The 20686-nt window shown below is 70.1% G+C and carries 16 protein-coding genes; 9 read left to right on the top strand and 7 right to left on the bottom strand.

Features of this window, described 5'->3' with window-relative positions; genetic code table 11:
* The first annotated feature begins 145 nt into the window (after positions 1–145).
* Positions 146–1120 carry a DedA family protein/thiosulfate sulfurtransferase GlpE gene (locus B9P64_RS12485; protein WP_085316566.1) on the top strand — a complete coding sequence of 325 codons (975 nt, stop codon included), beginning with the start codon at positions 146–148 and terminating at the stop codon, positions 1118–1120.
* Between the two features lie 69 nt (positions 1121–1189).
* Here the strand turns inward: B9P64_RS12485 and ypfH are convergent, their stop codons facing one another.
* Complete coding sequence (gene ypfH, locus B9P64_RS12480) at positions 1190–1813, bottom strand: esterase (protein ID WP_085316565.1); 624 nt, start codon at positions 1811–1813, stop codon at positions 1190–1192.
* Between the two features lie 44 nt (positions 1814–1857).
* Positions 1858–2277 (bottom strand): carboxymuconolactone decarboxylase family protein, encoded by a 420-nt coding sequence (locus B9P64_RS12475; RefSeq protein WP_085316564.1) that lies wholly within the window; start codon positions 2275–2277, stop codon positions 1858–1860.
* A gap of 243 nt (positions 2278–2520) precedes the next feature.
* On the opposite strand from B9P64_RS12475, the gene B9P64_RS12470 reads away from it, so the two are divergent.
* Positions 2521–5121 carry a glycoside hydrolase family 9 protein gene (locus tag B9P64_RS12470; RefSeq protein ID WP_085316563.1) on the top strand — a complete coding sequence of 867 codons (2601 nt, stop codon included), beginning with the start codon at positions 2521–2523 and terminating at the stop codon, positions 5119–5121.
* A 30-nt stretch (positions 5122–5151) separates the two neighbouring features.
* Positions 5152–6459 carry an MATE family efflux transporter gene (locus tag B9P64_RS12465; RefSeq protein ID WP_085316562.1) on the top strand — a complete coding sequence of 436 codons (1308 nt, stop codon included), beginning with the start codon at positions 5152–5154 and terminating at the stop codon, positions 6457–6459.
* 112 nt (positions 6460–6571) lie between these two features.
* On the opposite strand, the gene B9P64_RS12460 is transcribed toward B9P64_RS12465, so the two are convergent.
* On the bottom strand, positions 6572–7345 hold the full coding sequence (locus tag B9P64_RS12460; RefSeq protein WP_085316561.1) for a ferredoxin--NADP reductase: 774 nt from the start codon (positions 7343–7345) through the stop codon (positions 6572–6574).
* Positions 7346–7662: 317 nt separating this feature from the next.
* On the opposite strand from B9P64_RS12460, the gene B9P64_RS12455 reads away from it, so the two are divergent.
* Both B9P64_RS12455 and B9P64_RS12450 read left to right on the top strand, forming a co-directional pair.
* The gene (locus tag B9P64_RS12455; RefSeq protein WP_085316560.1) at positions 7663–8598 is read left to right on the top strand and encodes an SDR family NAD(P)-dependent oxidoreductase; all 936 of its coding nucleotides are present in this window, start codon (positions 7663–7665) and stop codon (positions 8596–8598) included.
* Positions 8599–8648: 50 nt separating this feature from the next.
* Entirely contained in the window at positions 8649–9716 is a 1068-nt protein-coding gene (locus B9P64_RS12450) for a cation diffusion facilitator family transporter (protein ID WP_085316559.1), read from the top strand.
* A gap of 13 nt (positions 9717–9729) precedes the next feature.
* Here the strand turns inward: B9P64_RS12450 and B9P64_RS12445 are convergent, their stop codons facing one another.
* The 4 genes from B9P64_RS12445 to B9P64_RS12430 all read right to left on the bottom strand — a co-directional run bounded on the left by B9P64_RS12445 (position 9730) and on the right by B9P64_RS12430 (position 13985).
* Positions 9730–10734 (bottom strand): aromatic ring-hydroxylating oxygenase subunit alpha, encoded by a 1005-nt coding sequence (locus B9P64_RS12445; protein WP_085316558.1) that lies wholly within the window; start codon positions 10732–10734, stop codon positions 9730–9732.
* A gap of 7 nt (positions 10735–10741) precedes the next feature.
* Positions 10742–11830 carry a BMP family ABC transporter substrate-binding protein gene (locus tag B9P64_RS12440; protein ID WP_085316557.1) on the bottom strand — a complete coding sequence of 363 codons (1089 nt, stop codon included), beginning with the start codon at positions 11828–11830 and terminating at the stop codon, positions 10742–10744.
* A 28-nt stretch (positions 11831–11858) separates the two neighbouring features.
* Complete coding sequence (locus B9P64_RS12435) at positions 11859–12755, bottom strand: hypothetical protein (RefSeq protein ID WP_085316556.1); 897 nt, start codon at positions 12753–12755, stop codon at positions 11859–11861.
* A gap of 330 nt (positions 12756–13085) precedes the next feature.
* Complete coding sequence (locus tag B9P64_RS12430) at positions 13086–13985, bottom strand: GntR family transcriptional regulator (RefSeq protein ID WP_139826301.1); 900 nt, start codon at positions 13983–13985, stop codon at positions 13086–13088.
* Positions 13986–14217: 232 nt separating this feature from the next.
* On the opposite strand from B9P64_RS12430, the gene xdhA reads away from it, so the two are divergent.
* The 4 genes from xdhA to B9P64_RS12410 all read left to right on the top strand — a co-directional run bounded on the left by xdhA (position 14218) and on the right by B9P64_RS12410 (position 20669).
* A complete protein-coding gene (xdhA, locus tag B9P64_RS12425) occupies positions 14218–15696 on the top strand; it encodes a xanthine dehydrogenase small subunit (RefSeq protein ID WP_217808682.1) in 1479 nt (492 codons plus the stop codon).
* A gap of 67 nt (positions 15697–15763) precedes the next feature.
* On the top strand, positions 15764–18079 hold the full coding sequence (gene xdhB, locus B9P64_RS12420) for a xanthine dehydrogenase molybdopterin binding subunit (RefSeq protein ID WP_085316554.1): 2316 nt from the start codon (positions 15764–15766) through the stop codon (positions 18077–18079).
* Positions 18076–19119: a xanthine dehydrogenase accessory protein XdhC gene (gene xdhC / locus B9P64_RS12415; RefSeq protein WP_085316553.1), complete on the top strand. Its 1044-nt coding sequence runs from the start codon at positions 18076–18078 to the stop codon at positions 19117–19119. Before xdhB ends, xdhC begins: the two co-directional genes overlap by 4 nt.
* Complete coding sequence (locus B9P64_RS12410) at positions 19116–20669, top strand: ABC transporter ATP-binding protein (RefSeq protein ID WP_085316552.1); 1554 nt, start codon at positions 19116–19118, stop codon at positions 20667–20669. The genes xdhC and B9P64_RS12410 overlap by 4 nt, the downstream gene beginning before the upstream one ends.
* Positions 20670–20686 lie beyond the last annotated feature (17 nt).

Below are 20686 nucleotides of genomic sequence, written 5' to 3'. Positions count from 1 at the left end.
CCCGGGTCCGGACGGCTGCCGACGCCCGACGACCGGCGCGCCGCGCGGAAAAATCCGGGCAGGCCGGGCGGCGGCAGTGCAGGCTTGCGGCTTGCCGCCTCGCCGCCATTTCCTCCGGGTCTGCCCGACCCCGCCGGAGCCCGCCGTGCCCGACCTTCTCGCCAGCCTTGCCGCTCACGGCAATCTCGTCGTCTTCCTCGTCACGCTGGCGGTGCGCATCGGCGCGCCGCTGCCGGCCGCACCGGTGCTGGTGGTGGCCGGCGGGCTGGCGGCTGGCGGCCAGCTGTCGTTCGCCGGCGTGCTGGCGCTGGCGGTGCTGGCCAATCTGCTCGGCGACGGGCTGTGGTTCTGGGCCGGGCGGCATTTCGGCTATCGCATCCTGCGGCTGCTGTGCCGCATCAGCCTGTCGCCCGACGGCTGCGTGCGCCAGAGCGAGAGCTTCATCGGGCGCTGGGGCGGCGGCTCGCTGATCGCGGCCAAGTTTCTGCCCGGCGTGTCGGTGGTGGCGGCGCCGATGGCCGGTGCGCTGGGCATGCGGCTGCCGGTGTTCGTGGGCTATGAGCTGGCGGCCGGGCTGGTCTGGGCCGCGCCGTTCCTGGCGCTGGGGCTGGCGTTCAGCGACCAGATCCAGGAGGTGATCGCGCTGCTGTCGCGGCTCGGGCTGGCGGCGGCGCTGGTCGGCGTGCTGGCGGTGGCGCTGTATCTGGCCTGGCGCTGGCAGCGTCGGCGCAGCTTTCTGCGCTCGGTCGAGCGGGCGCGCATCAGCGTCGATGAATTGCGCGCGCTGCTCGACGGCGACGCGGCGCCGGTGCTGATCGACGTGCGCTCGAAGACCGGCATCGAGATCGATCCGCGCCGCATTCCGGGCGCGCAGCCGGTGGCGCTCGGCGACATCGCCAGCCATGCGGCCCAGCTGCCGCGCGACCGCGAGATCGTGCTGTATTGCAACTGCCCCAACGAGGTGTCGGCGGCGCAGGCGGCGCGGCTGCTGGCGGCGCGCGGTTTCACGCGGGTGCGGCCGCTGCTCGGCGGACTCGATGCCTGGGTGCTGGCCGGCGGCGATGTGGAAGGCCACGACCTGGAGGTGGAGCTGGTGCCGGCCGGGGCGCAGCTGGGCTGACGCGTCCGGCGCTGGCTGGCGGCGAGTGCAGTGCAGCGCGGCCCAGCCGTCCGCCGCCGCACCGGCGCTTCAGCCCGCCGCCAGCCGTTGCAGCAGCGTGCGCGCCATCTCCGGCGTGATGCCGTGGCCCACGCCCGGAAACAGGTCGAGCGTGACCGTCGCGCCGAGCGCCCGCAGCCGCTCGGCGGCCTGGGTCGAATGGCTGGCCGCGACCACGCTGTCGTCGGCGCCGTGCAGCAGATGCACCGTCAGTCCGGGCGCGATGCGCTCGGGCAGGGTGGCAAAGCGGCCGGCGATCGCCACCACCCGCCGCGCCACCGGCACCGGCTGGCACAGCGAGCCGAGCGCCATCATCGCGCCCTGCGAAAAGCCGACCAGCGTGGTCGCCTCGGCGCCGACGCCGGCCTGGGCCTGCCACAGCGTGACCGCGCCGATGAAGTCGCGCATGGCCAGCGCGATGCGGGCGCCGCGCTTTTCATCGGTGATGCCCTGGAGCGAGAACCATTGCCGCCCGCTGCCAAAGTCCGACGGCTCGGTGCCGGCCACGCTGGTCACAAGCGCCTGCGGCCACTGGCGCGCGATGAGTTCGCCGAGCGGCACCAGATCGTCGGGCGTGGCGCCCACGCCGTGGAACAGCGCGACCAGCTGGCTGGCGGGCGCCGCCGGGCGCTGGATGAGGATGGCATCGGACATGGACAGACTCCGGAAGGGCGGTGCGGTCGAGCTTGCGCGCGGCTTCAGCCGGCGGCTGTCTCATCGAAGCTCAGGCCGTTGTCGGCCATGAACTCGCGCGCGGCGCGGAAGGCCTCGATGGCGGCCGGCGCGCCGGCATAGGGCGCCACATGCAGCAGCACTTCGCGGATCTCGGCCAGCGTGGCGCCGTTGTTGAGCGCGCCGCGCAGATGGCCCTTGAGCTCGTTGCTGCGGCCGAGCGCGGCCAGCATCGACACCGTGCACAGGCTGCGCTGCTTGAGTTCGAGGCCGTCGCGCAGCCAGGTCGAGCCCCAGGCGTGCTCGTTGACGTAGTGCTGGAGCGGGCGGGTGAAGTCGTCGGCGCTGTTGAGCGCGCGGTCGACGAACACATCGCCCATCACCTGGCGGCGGCGGGCTTCGCCGGGATGGATTGCGGGCGTGTCGGGCAGGGTCGGCTCGGTCATGGCGGGCTTGGGGTGGGAGTGGAAAGCCGCGATGGTCGGCGGCCCGGCAGGCCGGCGCAAGCGCACAACGGCGCTTGCAAGCGCGTCGGAAGGTGATGCAGTTCCGGCGGGGCAATTTGCGCTTGCGCCGAGACTGCGGCTGCCGTCGCTGTCGTCCGCGTCGGCACCGCTCCACGCCGGTGTGCCGGTCGTCGCAGGCCCGCCGGGCGCGGCGGTCGGCCATCCCAAATCGTGAGCGCACACATGCACCTCTCCCTTCGCCTTGCCGCCGCCGCAGTCGCGGTCGGCATCGCCGCCGTGGCCCAGGCCGCACCGCTGCAAGTCGGCAAGTTCATCCGCGTCGACCAGTTCGGCTATCTGCCCGACATGCGCAAGGTGGCCATCGTGGCCGATCCGCAGGCCGGCTTCGATGCCGCCGAAGCGTTTGCGCCCGGCACCGGCGCCAACCAGTACCAGCTGCGCCGCTGGGCCGACGACAGCGTGGTGCTGAGCGGCACGCTCGCGGTCTGGAACGGCGGCGCCACCCATGCGCAATCGGGCGACCGGGGCTGGCATTTCGACTTCAGCGCGGTGACCGCGCCCGGCTCGTACTACGTGTGGGATGTGGCCAACCGGGTCGGCTCGGGCCGCTTCGAGATCGGCACCGCCGTGTATGACGAGGTGCTCAGGCAGGCGGTGCGCATGTTCTTCTACCAGCGGCTCGGCTTTGCCAAGCTGGCGCCTTATGCCGATGCGCGCTGGACCGACGGTGCCGCCTTTGTCGATGCCTATCAGGACGCCCAGGCCACCAGCCGCACCGCCAAGGGCAATCTGGCCACCGCGCGCGATCTGCGCGGCGGCTGGATGGATGCCGGCGACGCCAACAAGTACGTGACCTTCGCGCAGGACACCGTCATCCAGCTGATCGATGCCTGGCGCGCCAATCCGGCGGTCTTCGGCGACGACTACAACCTGCCCGAATCGGGCAACGGCCTGCCCGACCTGCTCGACGAGATCAAGTGGGAGCTCGACTTCCTCAAGCGCATGCAGGACGCGACCGGCAGCAACGGCCTGCTGCTCAAGGTCGGCGTCGATACCTATGACGGCGAGGTCACGCCGCCCAGCGCCGACAAGCGCCGGCGCTACTACGTGGCCGAATGCACGTCGGCCACGCTGGCCGGCAGCGCGATGTTCGCCTCGGCTGGCGTGGCGCTCGGCGGCATCGCGTCGCAGGCCGCCTATGCCGCCGATCTGGTCAGCCGCGCCGAGAAGGCCTGGACGCGCGCCAAGTCGGCCACCGCCAGCTGGACCCGCTACCAGACCGCCTGCGACAACGGCGACATCAAGTCGGGCGACGCCGACGTGGATGCCCAGGGCCAGCTCGAAAGCGCGGTGCTCGCCGCCATCGCGCTCTACGAGGCGACCGGCAAGGCCGAATACAAGAGCTTTGTCGAAGCCCGCTACACCACGGTGCGGCCCTACAGCCTGGGCTGGTGGGGCCCGTACTGGGCGCCGATGCAGACCGCGCTGCTGCGCTATGCCGGGCTGGCCGGCGCCTCGGCCGGCGTGGCCGGCAACATCCGCAACCAGAAGGCGGCGCAGAACGGCGTGCTGTCGATCGATGCGCTGGCGGCCGGCAGCGACCTGTACCGCGCCCATGTGCCGACCAGCGACTTCAGCTGGGGCCACAACCGTACCCGCGCCAATGCCGGCAACCTCAATCTCGATTTCGTGGCCTTCAACCTCAATGCCGGCTCGGCCGCCCAGTACAGCGAGGTGGCGCAGCAGCATCTGCACTGGCTGCACGGCGCCAATCCGCTCGGGCTGGTCTATCTGTCGCACATGGCCGACTACGGCGCCGAGAAGTCGATCGACGAGCTGTATCACGCGTGGTTCAGCGACGGCTCGGTGTGGGACAACGCCACCAGCTCGCCCAAGGGGCCGCCGCCCGGCTACCTGGTGGGCGGGCCCAATCCGGGCTATGGCGGCAGCGTGGCCAACATCGCCAACCAGCCGCCGCAGAAGGCCTACAAGGACTGGAACACCGGCTGGCCCGACAACTCCTGGGAGCTGAGCGAGCCGGCGATCTACTACCAGGCGGCCTATGTGGCGCTGCTCGGCCGGATCATCAGCGCCAACCGCGACCTTCAGGCGCCGAGCGCGCCCGGCAAGCCGGCGGCCAGCGCCGTCAGCGGCAGCGGCTTCAAGCTGAGCTGGGCCGCCGCCACCGACGACAGCGGCGCGGTGGTCTATGACGTGTACGACGGCGCCACGCTGCTGCGCGCCGGCATCGCCGGCACCAGCGCCAGCTTCACCGGGCTGACCTGCGGCAGCAGCCATGCGCTCACGGTCAAGGCGCGCGATGCCGCCGGCAATGTCTCGGCCGCGAGCGCCAGCCTGACGGTGACGACCGCCGTCTGTCTGAGCGATGCCACGGTCATCTATGCCGATGCGCTCGCCAGCGGCTGGACCGATGTGTCGCGCAACTCCACGCGCGATTTCGCGCTGAAGCTGCCGGTGCGCAGCGGCAGCCGCGCGGTGCGGGTGAGCTTTGCCGCGCCCGGCGGCACGCTGGCGCTGCGCGGCCCGGTGCTGCCGCTGGCAGTCGGCGCGACGCTGCGGTTCTCGGTCTACAGCTCGGGCGCGGTGCCGTTGCGGCTGTGGGTGCAGACCGCCGACGGCAGTGCGCGGCTGGGCGGCTATGCCTTCACCACCACGCGCAATGGCTGGCGCGACTTCGCGCTGCCGCTCAGCACGCGCGGCAATCCGCTGGCCCGGATCCAGCGCGTGATCTTCGAGCTGGACAGCACCGCGCTCACGCCGGTGGCGGCGGTGGCCTTCGACGACATCGCGGTCACGTACTGAGGCCGGCGCGGTGCACTAGGCTTGCGCGCCATGAAAACCGACGCTCCTTCGCATCGCGCCATCTTTGCGCTGGCCATTCCGCTGATCCTGTCGAGCCTGACCCAGCCGGTGCTGTCGGCGGTCGACACCGCGCTGGCCGGCCACATGCACGACGCCACCAGCCTCGGCGCGGTCACGCTCGGCGCCCAGGCCTTCAACCTCATCTACTGGGCGTTCATCTTCTTGCGCATGGGCACGGCGGCGCTGACCGCCCAGGCGCGTGGCGCGCGCGACCGGGCCGGCGAATCGGCGCTGCTGTTGCGGGCGCTGGGCCTTGCGCTCGGCGCCGGCGCGCTGCTGGTGCTGCTGCGCGCGCCGCTGCTCGCTGCGCTCGCCGACCTGTTCGATGCGCACGGCGACCTGCGCGCCCAGGCGCTGGCCTATTGCGGCGCGCGCGCCTGGTCGATCGCCTTCGGGCTCGGCAATTTCGTGATCCTCGGCTGGCTGCTTGGCGCCCAGCGCGCGCTGGCCGGGCTGGCGCTGCAAGTCTTCGTCAATCTGGTCAATCTCGCGGCGGCGCTGCTGCTGACGATCGGGCTGGATGCCGGCGTGGCCGGGCTCGGCGCGGCCACCGCCATCGCCGATGCCGCCGGCTTTGTCGCCGGGCTGGCGCTGCTGCATCGCGCCGGGCTGCTGAGCTGGCATGGCGGCGCCTTGCGCGATGCGGCCGCGTGGCGCGGGCTGGTCGCCATGAACGGCACGCTGCTGCTGCGCACGGCGGCGCTGCTGTCGGTGTTCTCGGCCTTCACGCGCTACGGCGCGGGGCAGGGCGAGCTGGTGCTGGCGGCCAACGGCGTGCTCATGACGCTGGCGACTTTCATCACCTATGGCATCGACGGCTTTGCCAATGCCGGCCAGACGCTGGTCGGCGCGGCGATCGGTGCGCGCGATCCGGCCCAGACGCGGCGCGCGGTGCTGCGGCCGCTCGGCTGGGCCGCGCTGCTGGCCGCGCTGTGCGCGCTGGCGCTGTGGCTGGCCGGGCCGGCGCTGATCGACGCGCTCACCGATCTGCCCGAGGTGCGGGCGGCGGCGCGCGCGCATCTGGCCTGGCTGGCGCTGTGGCCGCTGGCGGCGGTCGGCGCCTTCATGTTCGATGGCGTCTACATCGGCGCGGTGCTGCTGCGCGAGCTGATGTGGGCGGTGCTGGCGGCGTCGGCGCTGTTCTTCGTGGCGGTCGGGCCGGCGCTGGCGGCTTTCGGCAATCACGGGCTCTGGCTGGCGCTCGATGGCTTTCTGCTGCTGCGCGGGGTGGTGCTGGGCGCGTGGCTCGGGCGGGTGCAGGCCAGGGCGGGCGGCTGAGCGGCACGCTGGCGGGCGCGGCTTGGCTGCGGCTTGGCTGCGGATTTGCCGCCGCAAAAAGCCAACGGGCCGACCGAAGTCGACCCGTCGTGCAGCCGGCCAGTGGCGGCGCTTACTGCTCGGCAAACGCCCGTTCGATCACGAAATCGCCCGGGATGCTGGTGTTGCCTTCCTCGTAGCCACGCGATTCCAGGATGTGCTTGAGCTGCTTCAGCATCTCGGGGCTGCCGCAGATCATCACGCGGTCCTCGCCCGGCGTGAGCTGGGGCAGGCCGAGGTCGGCGGCGAGCTTGCCGTTCTCGATCAGGTCGGTCAGGCGGCCCTGATTGCGGAACGGCTCGCGCGTGACCGTCGGGTAGTAGCGCAGCTTCTCGCCGATGATTTCGCCGAGGAACTCGTGCTTGGGCAGCTCTTGCGTGATGTAGTCGTGGTAGGCCAGCTCGGCCACCTGACGCACGCCGTGCACCAGCACCACCTGTTCGTAGCGCTCATAGGTTTCCGGATCGCGGATCACGCTCATGAACGGCGCCAGACCGGTGCCGGTCGACATCAGGTACAGCCGCTTGCCCGGCCGCAGATAGTCGATGAGCAGCGTGCCGGTCGGCTTGCGGCCGACGATCAGCGTGTCGCCGACCTGGATGTGCTGGAGCCGCGAGGTCAGGGGGCCGTCCGGCACCTTGATGCTGAGGAACTCCAGATGTTCCTCGTAATTGGCGCTGGCGATGCTGTACGCACGCAGCAGCGGCTTGCCGTTGACCTTGAGGCCAATCATCGTGAAATGCCCGTTGCTGAACCGCAGGGACTGGTCGCGCGTGGTCGTGAAGCTGAACAGGCGGTCGGTCCAGTGGTGCACGCTCAGGACGCGTTCTTCGTTGAAGGCGCTCATGTCGATCCGAAGGTAAGGAGAGGGCGGAGCTGCCCGCAGCGCCGCGTGACGCGGCTGGGGCATGCGGCTAAACCCTGCATTGTCGCCGCGCCGGGGCGATTTCGTGAATGCTTCAGATCAGTCTTCCATATAGCGGTTGGTTATGTGGTGACTGACGGGCCGACCGGTGGCGGCGCGGTTGGCGCCGCAACGAGGGGCGCGCTACGCTTCGCGCCCGGCCTCGGCCGGCATCCGCAACGGGTCTGAACAGCATCAGACGGCCCGGATCGTGCTTCGGGCAGAGCGCCCTTTCTCTTACGCAGGCTTCCGATCCCAGCATGACCGACATTCTCGACAAGCGCGTTGCCATCGTCACCGGAGGCGCCCGCGGCATCGGCCTCGCCATCGCCCAGACCCTTGTGATGGAGGGCGCCCGCGTGGTCGTGGCCGACAACGGCTGCGACATCGACGGCGGGCCGCAGGACAGCGTGGTGGTCGACGCGGCGGTGGAGCGGCTCAATGCCAAGGCGCCGGGCTGCGCCATCGCCTTCAAGGAAAACCTCGCCAAGCCCGACGCGGCCGAGGCTTGCGTGGCGCTGGCGCGCGCCAACTGGGGCGCCATCGACATCGTGATCAACAACGCGGCGATCCAGATCGACGCGCCCATCACCGACACCCGGCGCGAGCAGTACGAGAACGTGTTCGCCAACAACCTGATCGCGCCCTATGCGCTGCTGGCCGCCGCCACGCCGCATATGCGCGAGCAGGTGAAGCGCGGGCGCATTCCGGGCTCCATCGTCAACATCGTGTCGGCGTCGGCCTTCATCGGCAATGTGCATCAGAGCGCCTTCGTCGCGGCCAAGGCCGGGCTGCTCGGCCTGACGCGCGCGGTGGCCATGGACCTGAGCGCGACCGGCATCAACTGCAACTCGATCGCGCCGTTTGCCACCACCCGCGTCACGCAGAAGTTCGAGCCGCGCACCGAGGCCCAGCGCCAGTACCACGCGCATGCGCTCAAGGTGCCGGCCAGCTATGTGGCCAATCTGGTGGCCTATCTGTGCACCAGCTATGCGTCGCGCGTGACCGGGCAGAACTTCGGCGTGCGCGCGCGCGAGGTCTTCCTGTACCAGCTGCCCGAGCCGCGCATGACCGTCTACACCGAGCCGGGCGGCTTCGATCCCGAGGCCTATGCGCAGTACATGCAGAGCCTGCGCGGCCAGTACGCCGACTTGCGGACCGAGTACGAGGTCTTCAACATCGATCCGCTGCTGTAAACCGCGTCGGTCCTCCGGGCGCCGACGCCCGCTTCCACGAGGACCGCTTCATGACCGGGCACACCACGCCGGCCGGCCGCCACGGCCACGACCATCCGCATGACGAGCACGCCGGCCACGCTGCCGGCGGCTGCGCGCACGATCACGGCCACGCGCATGACCACGATGAGCATGACGACGCTCATGCCCATGCCGGTCATGCGCATCACCATCACGGCCACGGTCATCACCACCACGGTCCGCTGCCGGTCGGGCGCGCATTCGCGGTCGGCATCGCGCTCAATCTGGGCTTCGTGCTGGTCGAGGCGGGCTTCGGCTTTGCGACCGATTCGCTCGCGCTGCTGGCCGATGCCGGCCACAACCTGAGCGACGTCGCCGCGCTGGCGCTGGCCTGGGTCGCGTCATGGCTGTCGGGCAAGGCGCCGACGCCGGGCCGCACCTGGGGCTATGGGCGCAGCTCGATCCTGGCGTCGCTGGTCAATGCGGTGGCGCTGCTGATCGCGGTCGGCGCCATCGCCTGGGAATCGGTCGGCCGTTTCGCCCATCCGCAGCCGGTGGCCGAGACCACGGTGGCGGTCGTGGCCTTCGTCGGCATCCTCATCAATTCGGCGACGGCCTGGTTCTTCATGGCCGGCAAGGACAGCGACATCAACCAGCGCGGCGCCTATCTGCACATGGTGGCCGACGCGGCGGTGTCGTTCGGCGTGGTGCTGGCGGCGCTGGCCATGCGCGCGACCGGCTGGCTCTGGATCGATCCGGCGCTGAGTCTGGCGATCTGCGCCGTGCTGGTCTGGGGCAGCTGGGGCCTGCTGCGCGAATCGCTCGACATGGCGCTGGATGCGGTGCCGGCCAGCATCGACCGCGCGGCCGTCGAGCGCTGGCTGGCGGCGCGGCCCGGCGTGAGCGAAGTCCACGATCTGCACATCTGGCCGATCAGCGCCAGCGAGATCGCGCTGACCGTGCATCTGGTGCGGCCCGACGGCCATGCCGACGATGCCGAGCTGCATGCGATTGCCGACGGCCTCAAGGCGCGCTTCGGCATCGGCCATGTGACGGTGCAGATCGAGCGCGGCAACCATGAACGCGCCTGCCGCTATGCGCCGGCCGAGGTGATCTGAACCACCGCGCCCGTCACTCGGCAATCACGCCCCAGCGCACGCCCCATTCGCGCAGCAGCCGGCGGTAGGCCAGCGACAGCCGATCGCAGGCCATCGACTGCTCGGCGCCACTTGCCAGCGGCAGGCGCGCCGGCCGCTGGTTCTCCAGCACCGGCAGGTCCTGCGCAAAGATCGTGTCCTGAAAGCCGCGCAGCGCCTCGTCTGGGTCGGCGAAGTTGGTCATCGCAAGAATGATGAACACGCGACTGCGCTCCTGCTCCAGCGGCTGCACATGCAGGCTGATGGCCTCGCGGAAGCCCTCCTGCGCCTCGGGCAGCTTGGTGAGGATGGCGGTCAGCGGCCGCAGCACGCGGTAGGTGTATTCGACCTCGCTGCCGTCGTGCGCAAGGCTGTTGGTGCGCGGCTGCCAGAACCGGCAGCCGGTGGCGATGACGCCCGTGCCGCCCGCGCCATCGTCGAACGGCGCCACCTGATAGTCGCCAACCTCGGTGTGATCGAGGTCGCCGAGGATGCCGCCGTGAATCCAGCCGAAATGCGCCATGTCGAGAAAGTTCTCGACGATGCGCGGCCCGGCGGCGCCAACCTCGTAGGGCCCGCAATGCACGATGCGCAGATGCGGATCGTCGAACTCCGGGAAGGGCAGCACCGGTTTGGCCGGCTCGCCGACGCAGACCCACACCAGCCCGTAGCGCTCGCAGGCGTGATGCGTGCGCGCGCAAAGCCGCGTTTGCGATGCCACTTCAAGCGCCGGATGCGCCGGCACGTGCAGGCAGCGCCCGTCGCCGGCAAAGCGCCAGCCGTGATAGGCGCAGACGATCTCATCGCCCTGCACCTTGCCGATGGAAAGCCGCGTGCCGCGATGCGGGCAGCGGTCCTCGGTGGCATGCACCGCGCCATCGGCGCCGCGCCACACCACCACGTCGCGCCCGAGCAGCCGGGTCGCAAGGCGCGCACCGGCTGGCACAGAAGCGGAAATGGCGACCGGATGCCAGTCGCCATCGAGGCAGGGATCGCTCATCGCCCCATCACTTCGGGATCGAGCCTTCCACGCCGGCCACGAACCAGTTGAAGCTCATGATTTCCGGCAGCGCCATGGCGGTGCCGGCCTTCACCTTTTCGGCGCCCGACTGGTCCTTGATCGGGCCGGCGAACGGGAGGAGCTTGCCGTCGACGATGGCCTGCTTCTTCTCCTCGAACAGCTTGGCCACGTCAGCCGGAATCACCGGATTGAGCGGCGCGAACTTCACGATGCCGTCCTTGATGCCCATCTTCGAATCCTCGGGCTTCCAGGTACCGGCAATCACCTTCTTGGCGGTGTCGATGTAGTACGGGCCCCAGTTGTTGATGTTGGCCGTGAGGTGGGCCTTGGGCGCGAACTTGGTCATGTCCGAGTCCCAGCCGAAGGCATACACGCCCTTTTCCTGCGCAACCTGCACCGTGGCCGGCGAGTCGGTGTTCTGGCACAGCACGTCGGCGCCCTGGGCGATCAGCGTCTCGGCCGCCTGGCGCTCCTTGGCCGGGTCGTACCAGTTGTTCACCCACAGCACGCTGGTCGTGATCTTGGGGTTCACGCTCTGCGCGCCGAGCGTGAACGCATTGATGTTGCGGATCACCTCGGGGATCGCCACCGAGCCCACGAAGCCGAGCTTGCCGGTCTTGCTCTGCTTGCCGGCGAGGATGCCGAGCAGGTAGGCGCCCTCGTAGAACTTGGCCTCGTAGACGCCCAGGTTCTTGTCGGTCTTGTAGCCGGTCGCATGCTCGAACTTCACGTTGGGGAAGGCCTTGGCTACCTTCAGCGTCGGATTCATGTAGCCGAACGACGTGGTGAAGATGAGCTGGTTCTTCTGCGCCAGTTCGCGGATCACGCGCTCGGCGTCCGCGCCCTCGGGCACGTTCTCGACATAGGTGGTCTTCACCTTGTCGCCGAGTTCCTTTTCAAGCTGCTGGCGGCCCAGATCGTGGGCATAGGTCCAGCCGGCATCGCCGACCGGTCCGACGTAGACGAAGCCGATCTTGAGCGGCTCGGCCGCCTGGGCGGCGGGCAGGGCCAGCGCGCCGGCTGCCAGCACCGCGGCCGAAGCCGCCAGACGCTTGATCGTCGATCGCTTGTTCATGGATGAACTCCTGTGGGGATGGGCAGGATCAGAAGTGGGCTTCGAACTTGAACATCGGCGAAGACACCTTGCCACCCGGAATGCCCGTGCTGTGCGTGTTGGTGCCGAACTTGTGGTTGATGTACTGGTAGCCCACGCCCGCGTAGAAGGTCTTGGGCTGGCCGGCCAGCGTGCCGACGTCGACCAGATAGCTGGTCTCGAACCAGGTTTCCGGCAGGGTGTTGAAACCCTTCTGGCCGGTGTAGGTGGCCCAGCCCTTGATGACCGACGGCAGGCCGGCATCGAAGTTGAAGCTCCACACCGAGCTCAGGCGCAGCGCGGCGTCGAAGTCGACGTTCTGGCCCGAGAAACCGTTGTTGTTGTACTCCTTGTAGTACAGCAGGCCGAACTGGAGCAGGCCGGGCACGGCCAGCGTGACCTTGGGGCCGCCGATCAGCTTGATGAGGCCGGCGCCGAAGGTGTCGTTCATCGAGTTGAAGTCGAAGCCGAGTTGCAGGCCCAGGTCGGCGATCGGGCCGGCGGTGAAGCTCTTGCTGTTGGTCAGCGAGTTGAAGCTGAGCGTGTTCTGGTAGACGACATAGACCTCTTGCGCGCCACGCTTGCTGGGCTGGCCGATGGTCGGGCCCTTGGCCGGATTGTTCGTGTCCGACTTGAGCATGTCGACGTTGAAGAAGTTGACGCCGTACTTGTAGCCGCTCACATGCTGGAGCGTGAAGATGTTCTTGGTGACGAATTCGTCGCTGCCCGGCTGACGCATCTGCGGGCCGTAGGTGTAGCCGATGAAGGTGTCGCTCCAGTCGGCGGCGAAGGCGCCACCGGCCGAGCAGGCCAGCGCGACCGCCATGGCGATCCGTGCGACCGAGCCGGCACGCGCCTGACCCTTGACTTCGGTGCGGACAGCCTCGCGAGTCGTGATCCCGTTCATTTGTTGAATTCCCCTGTCTGTTCGATGAGTGGCGGCGGCGTGGTCGCATCCGGTTGGCAGTGCCGAACAAGGGTCGGTGCAGCTGGATTGCATCCGATTTCTTCGGCGGATTGCATACGCGCAAGCCGCGTGCCAACTGTGACAAGGGGTTTCATGCGGGCCATGCCTTGCGCTGGTGCAACAGGGCAGGGCGCTCGAATATGTCTTGGTGCGCAAGGCACTTCAAACGGGAGGTCGGTGCTGGCCGGCCGGCTTTGCCGACCGTTTCCGGCGGGATTGGATCGATGCTTTGTATCCAATCTGAAGTGTCAATGAATACGAAGTTCGGCCTCAGCCGTCGCCCAGGATCTGCGCCAGATCGATCGCCTCGCCGCGCCGTTCGGGCAGCAGCCGGTCCTCGATGGCCTGGAGATGCTCTTCCATCATGGCGGTGGCGCGCTCGATGTCGCCGGCCGCGATGGCGTCGATCAGATGCTCGTGTTCGTCGTGCGCGCAGGGCACGGAAGTGGGGCTGTCGTAGAGCGCGATGATGAGCGAGCAGCGCGACGACAGCTCGCTCAGGAAGTTGGTCAGCACCTGGTTGCCGGCCACCTCGGCGAGCGCCAGATGGAACTCGGCGCCGAGGCGGATCCAGCGCCCGCGGTCGCCCCGGTCGAGCGCCGCGCGCTCGTCGCGCACCATCTGCCGCAGCTTGGCGATCTGGCTGCGCGAGGCATTGCGGATGGCCAGTGGCACCACCGCCGCCTCGACGATGCGGCGGGCGTGGAACACGTCGCGCTTCTCCTGCGGCGTGGGGCTGGCGATGACCGCGCCCCGATTGGGCCGCAGCTCGACGATGTGGTCATGCGCGAGCCGCAGCAGCGCCTTGCGCACGATGGTCCGGCTCACCTTGTAGAGGTCGCAGAAGCTGGCCTCGGTGAGCTTGGTGCCGGGCGGCAGGCGGTGCGTCATCACCGCGTTCAGCACCGCTTCATAGATGCGCTGGTCGATGCCCGAGACGCGCCGGCGCGGCGTGGCGGCGGGCGCGGCGCTGCCGTCGTTGGCGGGCTGGGCGGCGTTGGGCGCGACGGCGCTGTCGGGCGCGTCGGCCAGCGCGGCGGCATTGGCGGCCGAGGCGGCGATCGCGGGCGAGGCGGCGCCGGCGGCGCGGCTGGCGCGCTTGCGTGGCGCCGGCCGGGCGAGGTCGAGGCTGGCTTCGGTCTTGCGGCGCGGCGAGGGTCGGGTGCTCATCGGGAATCGGGGGCGGTAGGCGAGGCGGGCGGAAATGGCATATCGCTTGCTAAATCAGCCCTCTGCGGCAGGCGCCCGTTCATGGGAAAGGGGCTTGCAGGTTGTACACAATTCGGTTTGCCCGTCGGTCGGCAATTGCCCGGCCGATGCCAGGCTCCGAAGCATTGAACATGCCGCTTGCGCGGCAGGAAGGGGCGAGATGATGCGGGAAAAGCAGGCATGCGTTCGATTCGTGCTCGACGACGAGGTGGTCGAGGCAGCCGATGCGGCGCCCACCACCACGCTGCTCCAGTACCTGCGCGACGATCTTGGCCGCACCGGCACCAAGGAAGGCTGTGCCGAGGGCGATTGCGGCGCCTGCACGGTGCTGCTGGGGCGCCGCGTGGCCGATGCCGCCGGCGAGCGCATCGACTACAGCGCCATCAATGCCTGCATCCGGCTGCTGCCCACGGTCGATGGCTGCGAGGTGGTGACCGCCGAGAGCCTGGTACAAGCCGACGGCGGATTGCATCCAGTCCAGCAGGCCATGGTCGATTGCCACGGCTCGCAATGCGGCTTCTGCACGCCGGGTTTCGTGATGTCGCTGGCCGACCTGTACTTGCGCCTGCCGGGCGCGGGCCGGGCCGAGGTGGTCGAGTGCCTGGCCGGCAATCTGTGCCGCTGCACCGGCTACCGGCCCATCGTCGATGCCGGCATCGCGATGTTCGGCTACCCCGAGCCGGCGCATTTCAACCGCAGCCACGGCCGCTCGCCCGAGCGGCTGGCGCGCATCGCGGGGCTGGCGCGCGAATCGGCGCTGGAGCTGTCGAGCGGCAAGGGCTTCATCGCGCCGCGCACGGTGGCCGAGCTGGCCGGCGCCTATCTGGCCGACCCGGGCGCGCTGCTGCTGGCCGGCGGCACCGACGTGGGCCTGTGGATCACCAAGCAGCTGCGCGAGCTGCCCCGGCTCATCTACGTGGGCGAGGTGACCGAACTGGCGCGCATCGCCATCGACGACGCCGGCATCACGGTCGGCGCGGCGGTGTCGCTGGAAGCGGCGTGGAGCGCCATCGTGGCCGACTACCCGGCGCTGGCCGAGCTGGCCGCGCGCTTCGCCTCGCCGCCGATTCGCCATTCGGGGACGTTGTGCGGCAACGTGGCCAACGGCTCGCCGATCGGCGATTCGATGCCGCCGCTGATTGCGCTCGGCGCCGAGGTCAAGCTGAGGCGCGGCGAGCGGGTGCGCTGGCTGCCGCTGGAGCTGCTGTATCTGGGCTATCAGCAGAAGGCGCTGGAGCCGGGCGAGTTCGTCGAGGCGGTGCGGGTGCCGCGCGCCACGCAGGCGCTCGGCGGCGCGGGCCGGCTGGTGTTTGCCGCCTACAAGGTCAGCAAGCGCAGCGAGCAGGACATCTCGGCCGTGTGCGGCGCGTTTGCGCTGCGGCTGGATGACGACGGCGTGGTGACGGTGGCGCGGCTGGCCTACGGCGGCATGGCGGCGACGCCCAGGCGCGCGCCGCATGCCGAGGCCGCGCTCTGCGGCCGGCCGTTCGACCGCAGCAGCGTCGGCGACGCCATCGATGCCCTGGCCACCGACTTCAAGCCGCTGAGCGACATGCGCGCCTCGGCCGGCTACCGCGCCGAGGTGGCCGGCAATCTGCTGCTGCGGCTGCTGGCCGAGCAGACCGGCGCGCTCACGCGGGTCGAGCACATCGACCTGGGCGCGGCGCTGTGAGCGGCGCCGCCGCCTGCGCGCCGGCCGCGCGACTTCTTCCGAACAGCCCTCTTCAGCGGAGCCAGCCATGAACGACCGTCTCGCCGAGCCGCCCGTCGGCACCGCGCACAAGCATGAGAGCGCGCATCTGCATGTATCGGGCGCGGCGCGCTACACCGACGACATCCCGCTGCCGGCCGGCGCGCTGCACATCGCCTTCGGCACCAGCCCGGTGGCGCACGGCAAGCTCGTCGGCCTCGATCTTTCGGCGGTGCTCGCGGCGCCGGGCGTGGTCACCGTGCTCACGGCGGCCGACATTCCGGGCCACAACAACTACGGCGCGGTGCTGCATGACGACCCGATCTTCGTCACCGACGAGGTGATGTTCGTCGGCCATCAGCTGTTTGCGGTGGTGGCCACCAGCTACGAGGCCGCGCGCCGCGCCGCGACGCTCGCGCGCATCCAGATCGACGAGCTGCCGGCGCTGCTCGACATCCGCGCGGCGGTCGCGGCGCAAAGCTTCGTGCTGCCGACCGAGCATCTGCGGCGCGGCGATCCGGATGCCGCGATTGCCGCCGCGCCGCATCGTCTGACCGGCACGCATGCCTGCGGCGGGCAGGAGCATTTCTATCTCGAAGGCCAGATCGCGGCCGCCTGGCCGCAGGAAGACGGCGGGCTCATCATCAACTGCTCGACCCAGCATCCGAGCGAGGTGCAGCACATGGTGGCCGAGGCGATGGCGCTGCCCGTCAACGAGGTGACGGTGCAATGCCGGCGCATGGGCGGCGGCTTCGGCGGCAAGGAAAGCCAGCCTGCGTTGCTGGCGGCGGTGGCGGCGCTGGCCGCGCGCAAGACCGGCCGCGCCTGCAAGCTGAGGCTCGACCGCGATGTGGACATGACGCTGACCGGCAAGCGCCACGACTTCGTGCACGACTACGAGGTGGGCTTCGACGATGCCGGTCGCATCCTCGGCATCAAGTTCGTGTTTGCGTCGCGCTGCGGCTATTCGGCCGACCTGTCGGGGCCGGTCAACGACCGCGCGATCTATCACGCCGACAACGCCTACTTCCTGCCGGCGGTCGACATCGTGTCGCACCGCGCGAAGACGCACACGGTGTCCAACACGGCGTATCGCGGCTTCGGCGGGCCGCAGGGCATGGTCGCCATCGAGGCGGTGCTGGACGACATCGCGCGCACGCTCGGGCTCGATCCGCTCGATGTGCGGCGCGCCAATCTGTACGGAACCGAGGACCGCAACCTCACGCACTACGGCATGACGGTCGAGGACAACCTCATGCCCGCGATGCTGGCCGAGCTGACCGAAAGCGCCGGCTATGCCGAGCGGCGGGCGCAGATCGATGCGTTCAATGCGGCGAGCGCCATCGTCAAGCGCGGCATTGCGTTCACGCCGGTCAAATTCGGCATTTCGTTTACGGCTTTGCACTACAACCAGGCCGGCGCGCTGGTCCACATCTACAACGACGGCACGGTGCTGCTCAACCACGGCGGCACCGAGATGGGCCAGGGCCTGTTCACCAAGGTGCGGCAGATCGTGGCCCAGGAGCTGGGCCTGTCGATGGAAGCCGTGAAGGCCAGCGCCACCGATACCAGCAAGGTGCCCAACACCTCGGCCACGGCGGCGTCGAGCGGCAGCGACCTCAACGGCAAGGCGGCGCAGGCGGCAGCGATCACGCTGCGCGAGCGGCTGGTGGCGTTTGGCGCCGACAAGTACGGCGTCGATCCGCAGGCGATCCATTTCGCCGGCGGGCAGGTGCATCTGGGCGAGCGCGTGATCGGCTTTGCCCAGTTTGCGAAAGAGGCCTATCTGGCGCGGGTTCAGCTCTCGGCCACGGGCTTCTACAAGACGCCCAAGATCCATTTCGACCGCAAGACCTGGACCGGCAGGCCGTTCTACTACTTCGCCTGGGGCGCGGCCGTCAGCGAGGTGGCGGTCGACACGCTGACCGGCGAGACGAAGATTTTGCGCACCGACATCCTTCACGACGTGGGCAGCTCGCTCAATCCGGCGCTCGACATCGGCCAGATCGAGGGTGCCTTCCTGCAGGGCGCGGGCTGGCTCACCTGCGAGGAGCTGTGGTGGGACGCGAAGGGGCGGCTGCGCACGCATGCGCCGTCGACCTACAAGATTCCGGCGGTCGGCGACTGGCCGGCGCAGGCCAGCGTCAGGCTGTTCGACCGGCCGAATCACGAGGAGACCATCTACCGCAGCAAGGCGGTCGGCGAGCCGCCGTTCATGCTCGGCATGGCGGTGTTCCATGCGGTGCGCGATGCGGTCGCCAGCCTGCTGCCGCCCGGCGAGCGCGTGCCGCTGCATGCGCCGGCCACGCCCGAGGCAGTGCTCAAGGCGGTGGGCGCGGCGCGGGCGCTGGCAAGCGCGCGATGAAGGACTGGCTCGACGAATGCGCCGCGCTCGCGGCGGCCGGCGTGCCGGCGGTGCGCGTGGTGGTGGTGGCGGTGCGCGGCTCGGCGCCGCGCGGCGAGGGCGCCTGGATCGTCGTGACGCGCGACGGGCTTGCGGGCAGCGTCGGCGGCGGGCATCTCGAATGGCAGGCGACGGCCATCGCGCGCGAGCTGCTCGGCGCGGATGACGCCGCCCCGCGCTTCACGCGCAACTTCATCCTCGGCGCGACGCTGGGCCAGTGCTGCGGCGGCGCGGTCGAGCTGATGTTCGAGCGCATCGTGCCGGGCGACGCGGCGCGGCTCGCCGACTGGCAGGCGCGGCGCGCGGCCGATGCGGCGCTCTGCGTCGTCACGCCGCTGGCGCCGGGCGAGGGCGGCGGCGCGGCATCCGCCGGCGCCACGCTGCTCGCCATCGACGCCCGCCATCCGCTCGCCGCCGTGCTCGACGCCAGCGCCGAAGCCGCCACCGTCACCCGCCTCGACGGCGCGCGCCAGCTCGTCGAGCGCCTCACGCCGCCGCGCCCCTGCGTCTGCATCTACGGCGCCGGCCATGTCGGCAGCGCGCTCGTCGCGGTGCTCGCACCACTGCCGCTGCGGCTGCGCTGGATCGACACGCGCGAAGCCGTGTTCGCCGCCGTGCCGCCCGGCGTCGCCTGCATCGAGACCGACTCGCCGGCCGACGAAGCCCTGCGCGCGCCGCCCGACGCGCTGCACATCGTGCTCACCCACAACCACGAGCTCGACTTTGAAGTGGTGCGCCGCCTGCTCGCCGACGGCCGCTTCGGCTGGCTCGGAATGATCGCGTCCAGGACCAAGGTCGCGCGCTTTCGCAGCCGGCTCGCGGCACGCGGCATCGGGCCCGAGGCGCTCGCGCGGCTGGTCGCGCCGATCGGCGTGCCCGGCATCGCCTCCAAGCTGCCGGCCGCCATCGCCATCGCCGTCGCCGCGCAACTGCTGCAAGTGATCGAGGCGCGCAGCGCCCGCCAACCCGACAACCATTCCACCGCAGGAGCCGCCCCATGACCGATCCCACCGCCCCGCCGCGCCTCGCGCTGCGCGGCATCACCAAGCGCTACCCGTCGGTGGTCGCCAACGACGGCGTCTCGCTCAGCGTGGCGCCGGGCGAAATCCATGCGGTGCTCGGCGAGAACGGCGCCGGCAAGAGCACGCTGATGAAGATCATCTACGGCGTCACCCGGCCCGATGCCGGCGAGGTGCTGTGGGAAGGCAAGCCGGTGCAGCTCGACTCGCCGGGCGCCGCGCGCGCCTGCGGCATCGGCATGGTGTTCCAGCATTTCAGCCTGTTCGAGACCCTGACCGTGGCCGAGAACATCGCGCTCTTCCTCGGTGAATCGGCCCAGTCGCCGACGCTCGACCAGCGCGTGCGCGAGGTGTCCGAGCATTACGGCCTGCCGCTCGATCCGCAGCGCCTGGTGCATTCGATGTCGGTCGGCGAGCGCCAGCGGGTCGAGATCGTGCGCTGCCTGCTCCAGCATCCGCGCCTGCTCATCCTCGACGAGCCCACGTCCGTCCTCACGCCGCAGGCGGTGCAGCGGCTGTTCGTCACGCTGCGGCAACTGGCGTCCGAGGGCTGCTCCATCCTCTACATCAGCCACAAGCTCGAAGAAATCCGCTCGCTCTGCGACAGCGCCACCGTGCTGCGCAACGGCAAGGTCAGCGGCCACGCCGTGCCGCGCAACGAAACCGCCGCCTCGCTCGCGCGCCTGATGATCGGCGGCGACCTGTCGCCGCCCGGCCTCACGCCGCGCGAGCCGGCCGAGGTGCGCCTGTCGGTGCGCGGCCTGAGCATTCCCGCGCCCGATCCGTTCTCGACCGCGCTGCACGACATCTCGCTCGACTTGCGCAGCGGCGAGATCGTCGGCATCGCCGGCGTGTCGGGCAACGGCCAGAAGGAGCTGATGGCTGCCATCAGCGGCGAGCGGCGCGGTGCGCGTGCCGACGAAATCCTCATCCTCGACCAGCCGGCCGGCTTGCTCGGCCCGGCGCAGCGCCGCAACCTGGGCCTCGGCTTCGTGCCCGAAGAACGCCTCGGGCGCGGCGCGGTGCCGTCGCTCAGCCTCACGATGAACGCCATCCTCACCGGCTTCTCGCGCGGCATGGCGCGGCGCGGCCTGCTCGATGTCTGGGCCGCGCGCGACTTCTCCAATCGCGTGATCCAGAAGTTCAAGGTCAAGTGCGGCGGCGAGTCCTCGGTGGCGTCGTCGCTGTCGGGCGGCAACCTGCAGAAGTTCATCGTCGGCCGCGAGACCTCGCACCGGCCGCCGGTGCTGGTCGTGGCCCAGCCCACCTGGGGCGTCGACGTCGGCGCGGCCCAGCTCATCCATCAGGCGCTGATGGACCTGCGCGCCGACGGCTGCGCCATCCTGGTCGTGAGCGAGGAGCTCGACGAGCTGCGCGCCATCTGCGACCGCATCGCCGTCATCTGCACCGGCCGCCTGTCGCGCAGCCTGCCCACCGCCGAGACCAGCACCGAGCAGCTCGGCGCCTGGATGGGCGGCAACTTCGATTTCGATCCGCGCACCGCCACGGAGGCCGACCTTGTTCAAGCTTGAATTGCGACCCGAGCCGT

The organism is Derxia lacustris, from assembly GCF_002105195.1.
Taxonomy (GTDB): domain Bacteria; phylum Pseudomonadota; class Gammaproteobacteria; order Burkholderiales; family Burkholderiaceae_E; genus Derxia; species Derxia lacustris.
This window is presented reverse-complemented; position numbering and strand designations above follow the sequence as displayed.

Excerpts from the sequence above, each read along its gene's own strand:
- B9P64_RS12410 (WP_085316552.1), top strand. The coding sequence starts at position 19,116 with ATGACCGATCCCACCGCCCCGCCGCGCCTCGCGCTGCGCGGCATCACC.
- B9P64_RS12465 (WP_085316562.1), top strand. The coding sequence starts at position 5,152 with ATGAAAACCGACGCTCCTTCGCATCGCGCCATCTTTGCGCTGGCCATT.
- B9P64_RS12450 (WP_085316559.1), top strand. The coding sequence starts at position 8,649 with ATGACCGGGCACACCACGCCGGCCGGCCGCCACGGCCACGACCATCCG.
- ypfH (WP_085316565.1), bottom strand. The coding sequence starts at position 1,813 with ATGTCCGATGCCATCCTCATCCAGCGCCCGGCGGCGCCCGCCAGCCAG.
- xdhC (WP_085316553.1), top strand. The coding sequence starts at position 18,076 with ATGAAGGACTGGCTCGACGAATGCGCCGCGCTCGCGGCGGCCGGCGTG.
- B9P64_RS12440 (WP_085316557.1), bottom strand. The coding sequence starts at position 11,830 with ATGAACAAGCGATCGACGATCAAGCGTCTGGCGGCTTCGGCCGCGGTG.
- B9P64_RS12460 (WP_085316561.1), bottom strand. The coding sequence starts at position 7,345 with ATGAGCGCCTTCAACGAAGAACGCGTCCTGAGCGTGCACCACTGGACC.
- B9P64_RS12445 (WP_085316558.1), bottom strand. The coding sequence starts at position 10,734 with ATGAGCGATCCCTGCCTCGATGGCGACTGGCATCCGGTCGCCATTTCC.
- B9P64_RS12455 (WP_085316560.1), top strand. The coding sequence starts at position 7,663 with ATGACCGACATTCTCGACAAGCGCGTTGCCATCGTCACCGGAGGCGCC.
- B9P64_RS12435 (WP_085316556.1), bottom strand. The coding sequence starts at position 12,755 with ATGAACGGGATCACGACTCGCGAGGCTGTCCGCACCGAAGTCAAGGGT.
- B9P64_RS12470 (WP_085316563.1), top strand. The coding sequence starts at position 2,521 with ATGCACCTCTCCCTTCGCCTTGCCGCCGCCGCAGTCGCGGTCGGCATC.
- B9P64_RS12475 (WP_085316564.1), bottom strand. The coding sequence starts at position 2,277 with ATGACCGAGCCGACCCTGCCCGACACGCCCGCAATCCATCCCGGCGAA.
- B9P64_RS12430 (WP_139826301.1), bottom strand. The coding sequence starts at position 13,985 with ATGAGCACCCGACCCTCGCCGCGCCGCAAGACCGAAGCCAGCCTCGAC.
- xdhB (WP_085316554.1), top strand. The coding sequence starts at position 15,764 with ATGAACGACCGTCTCGCCGAGCCGCCCGTCGGCACCGCGCACAAGCAT.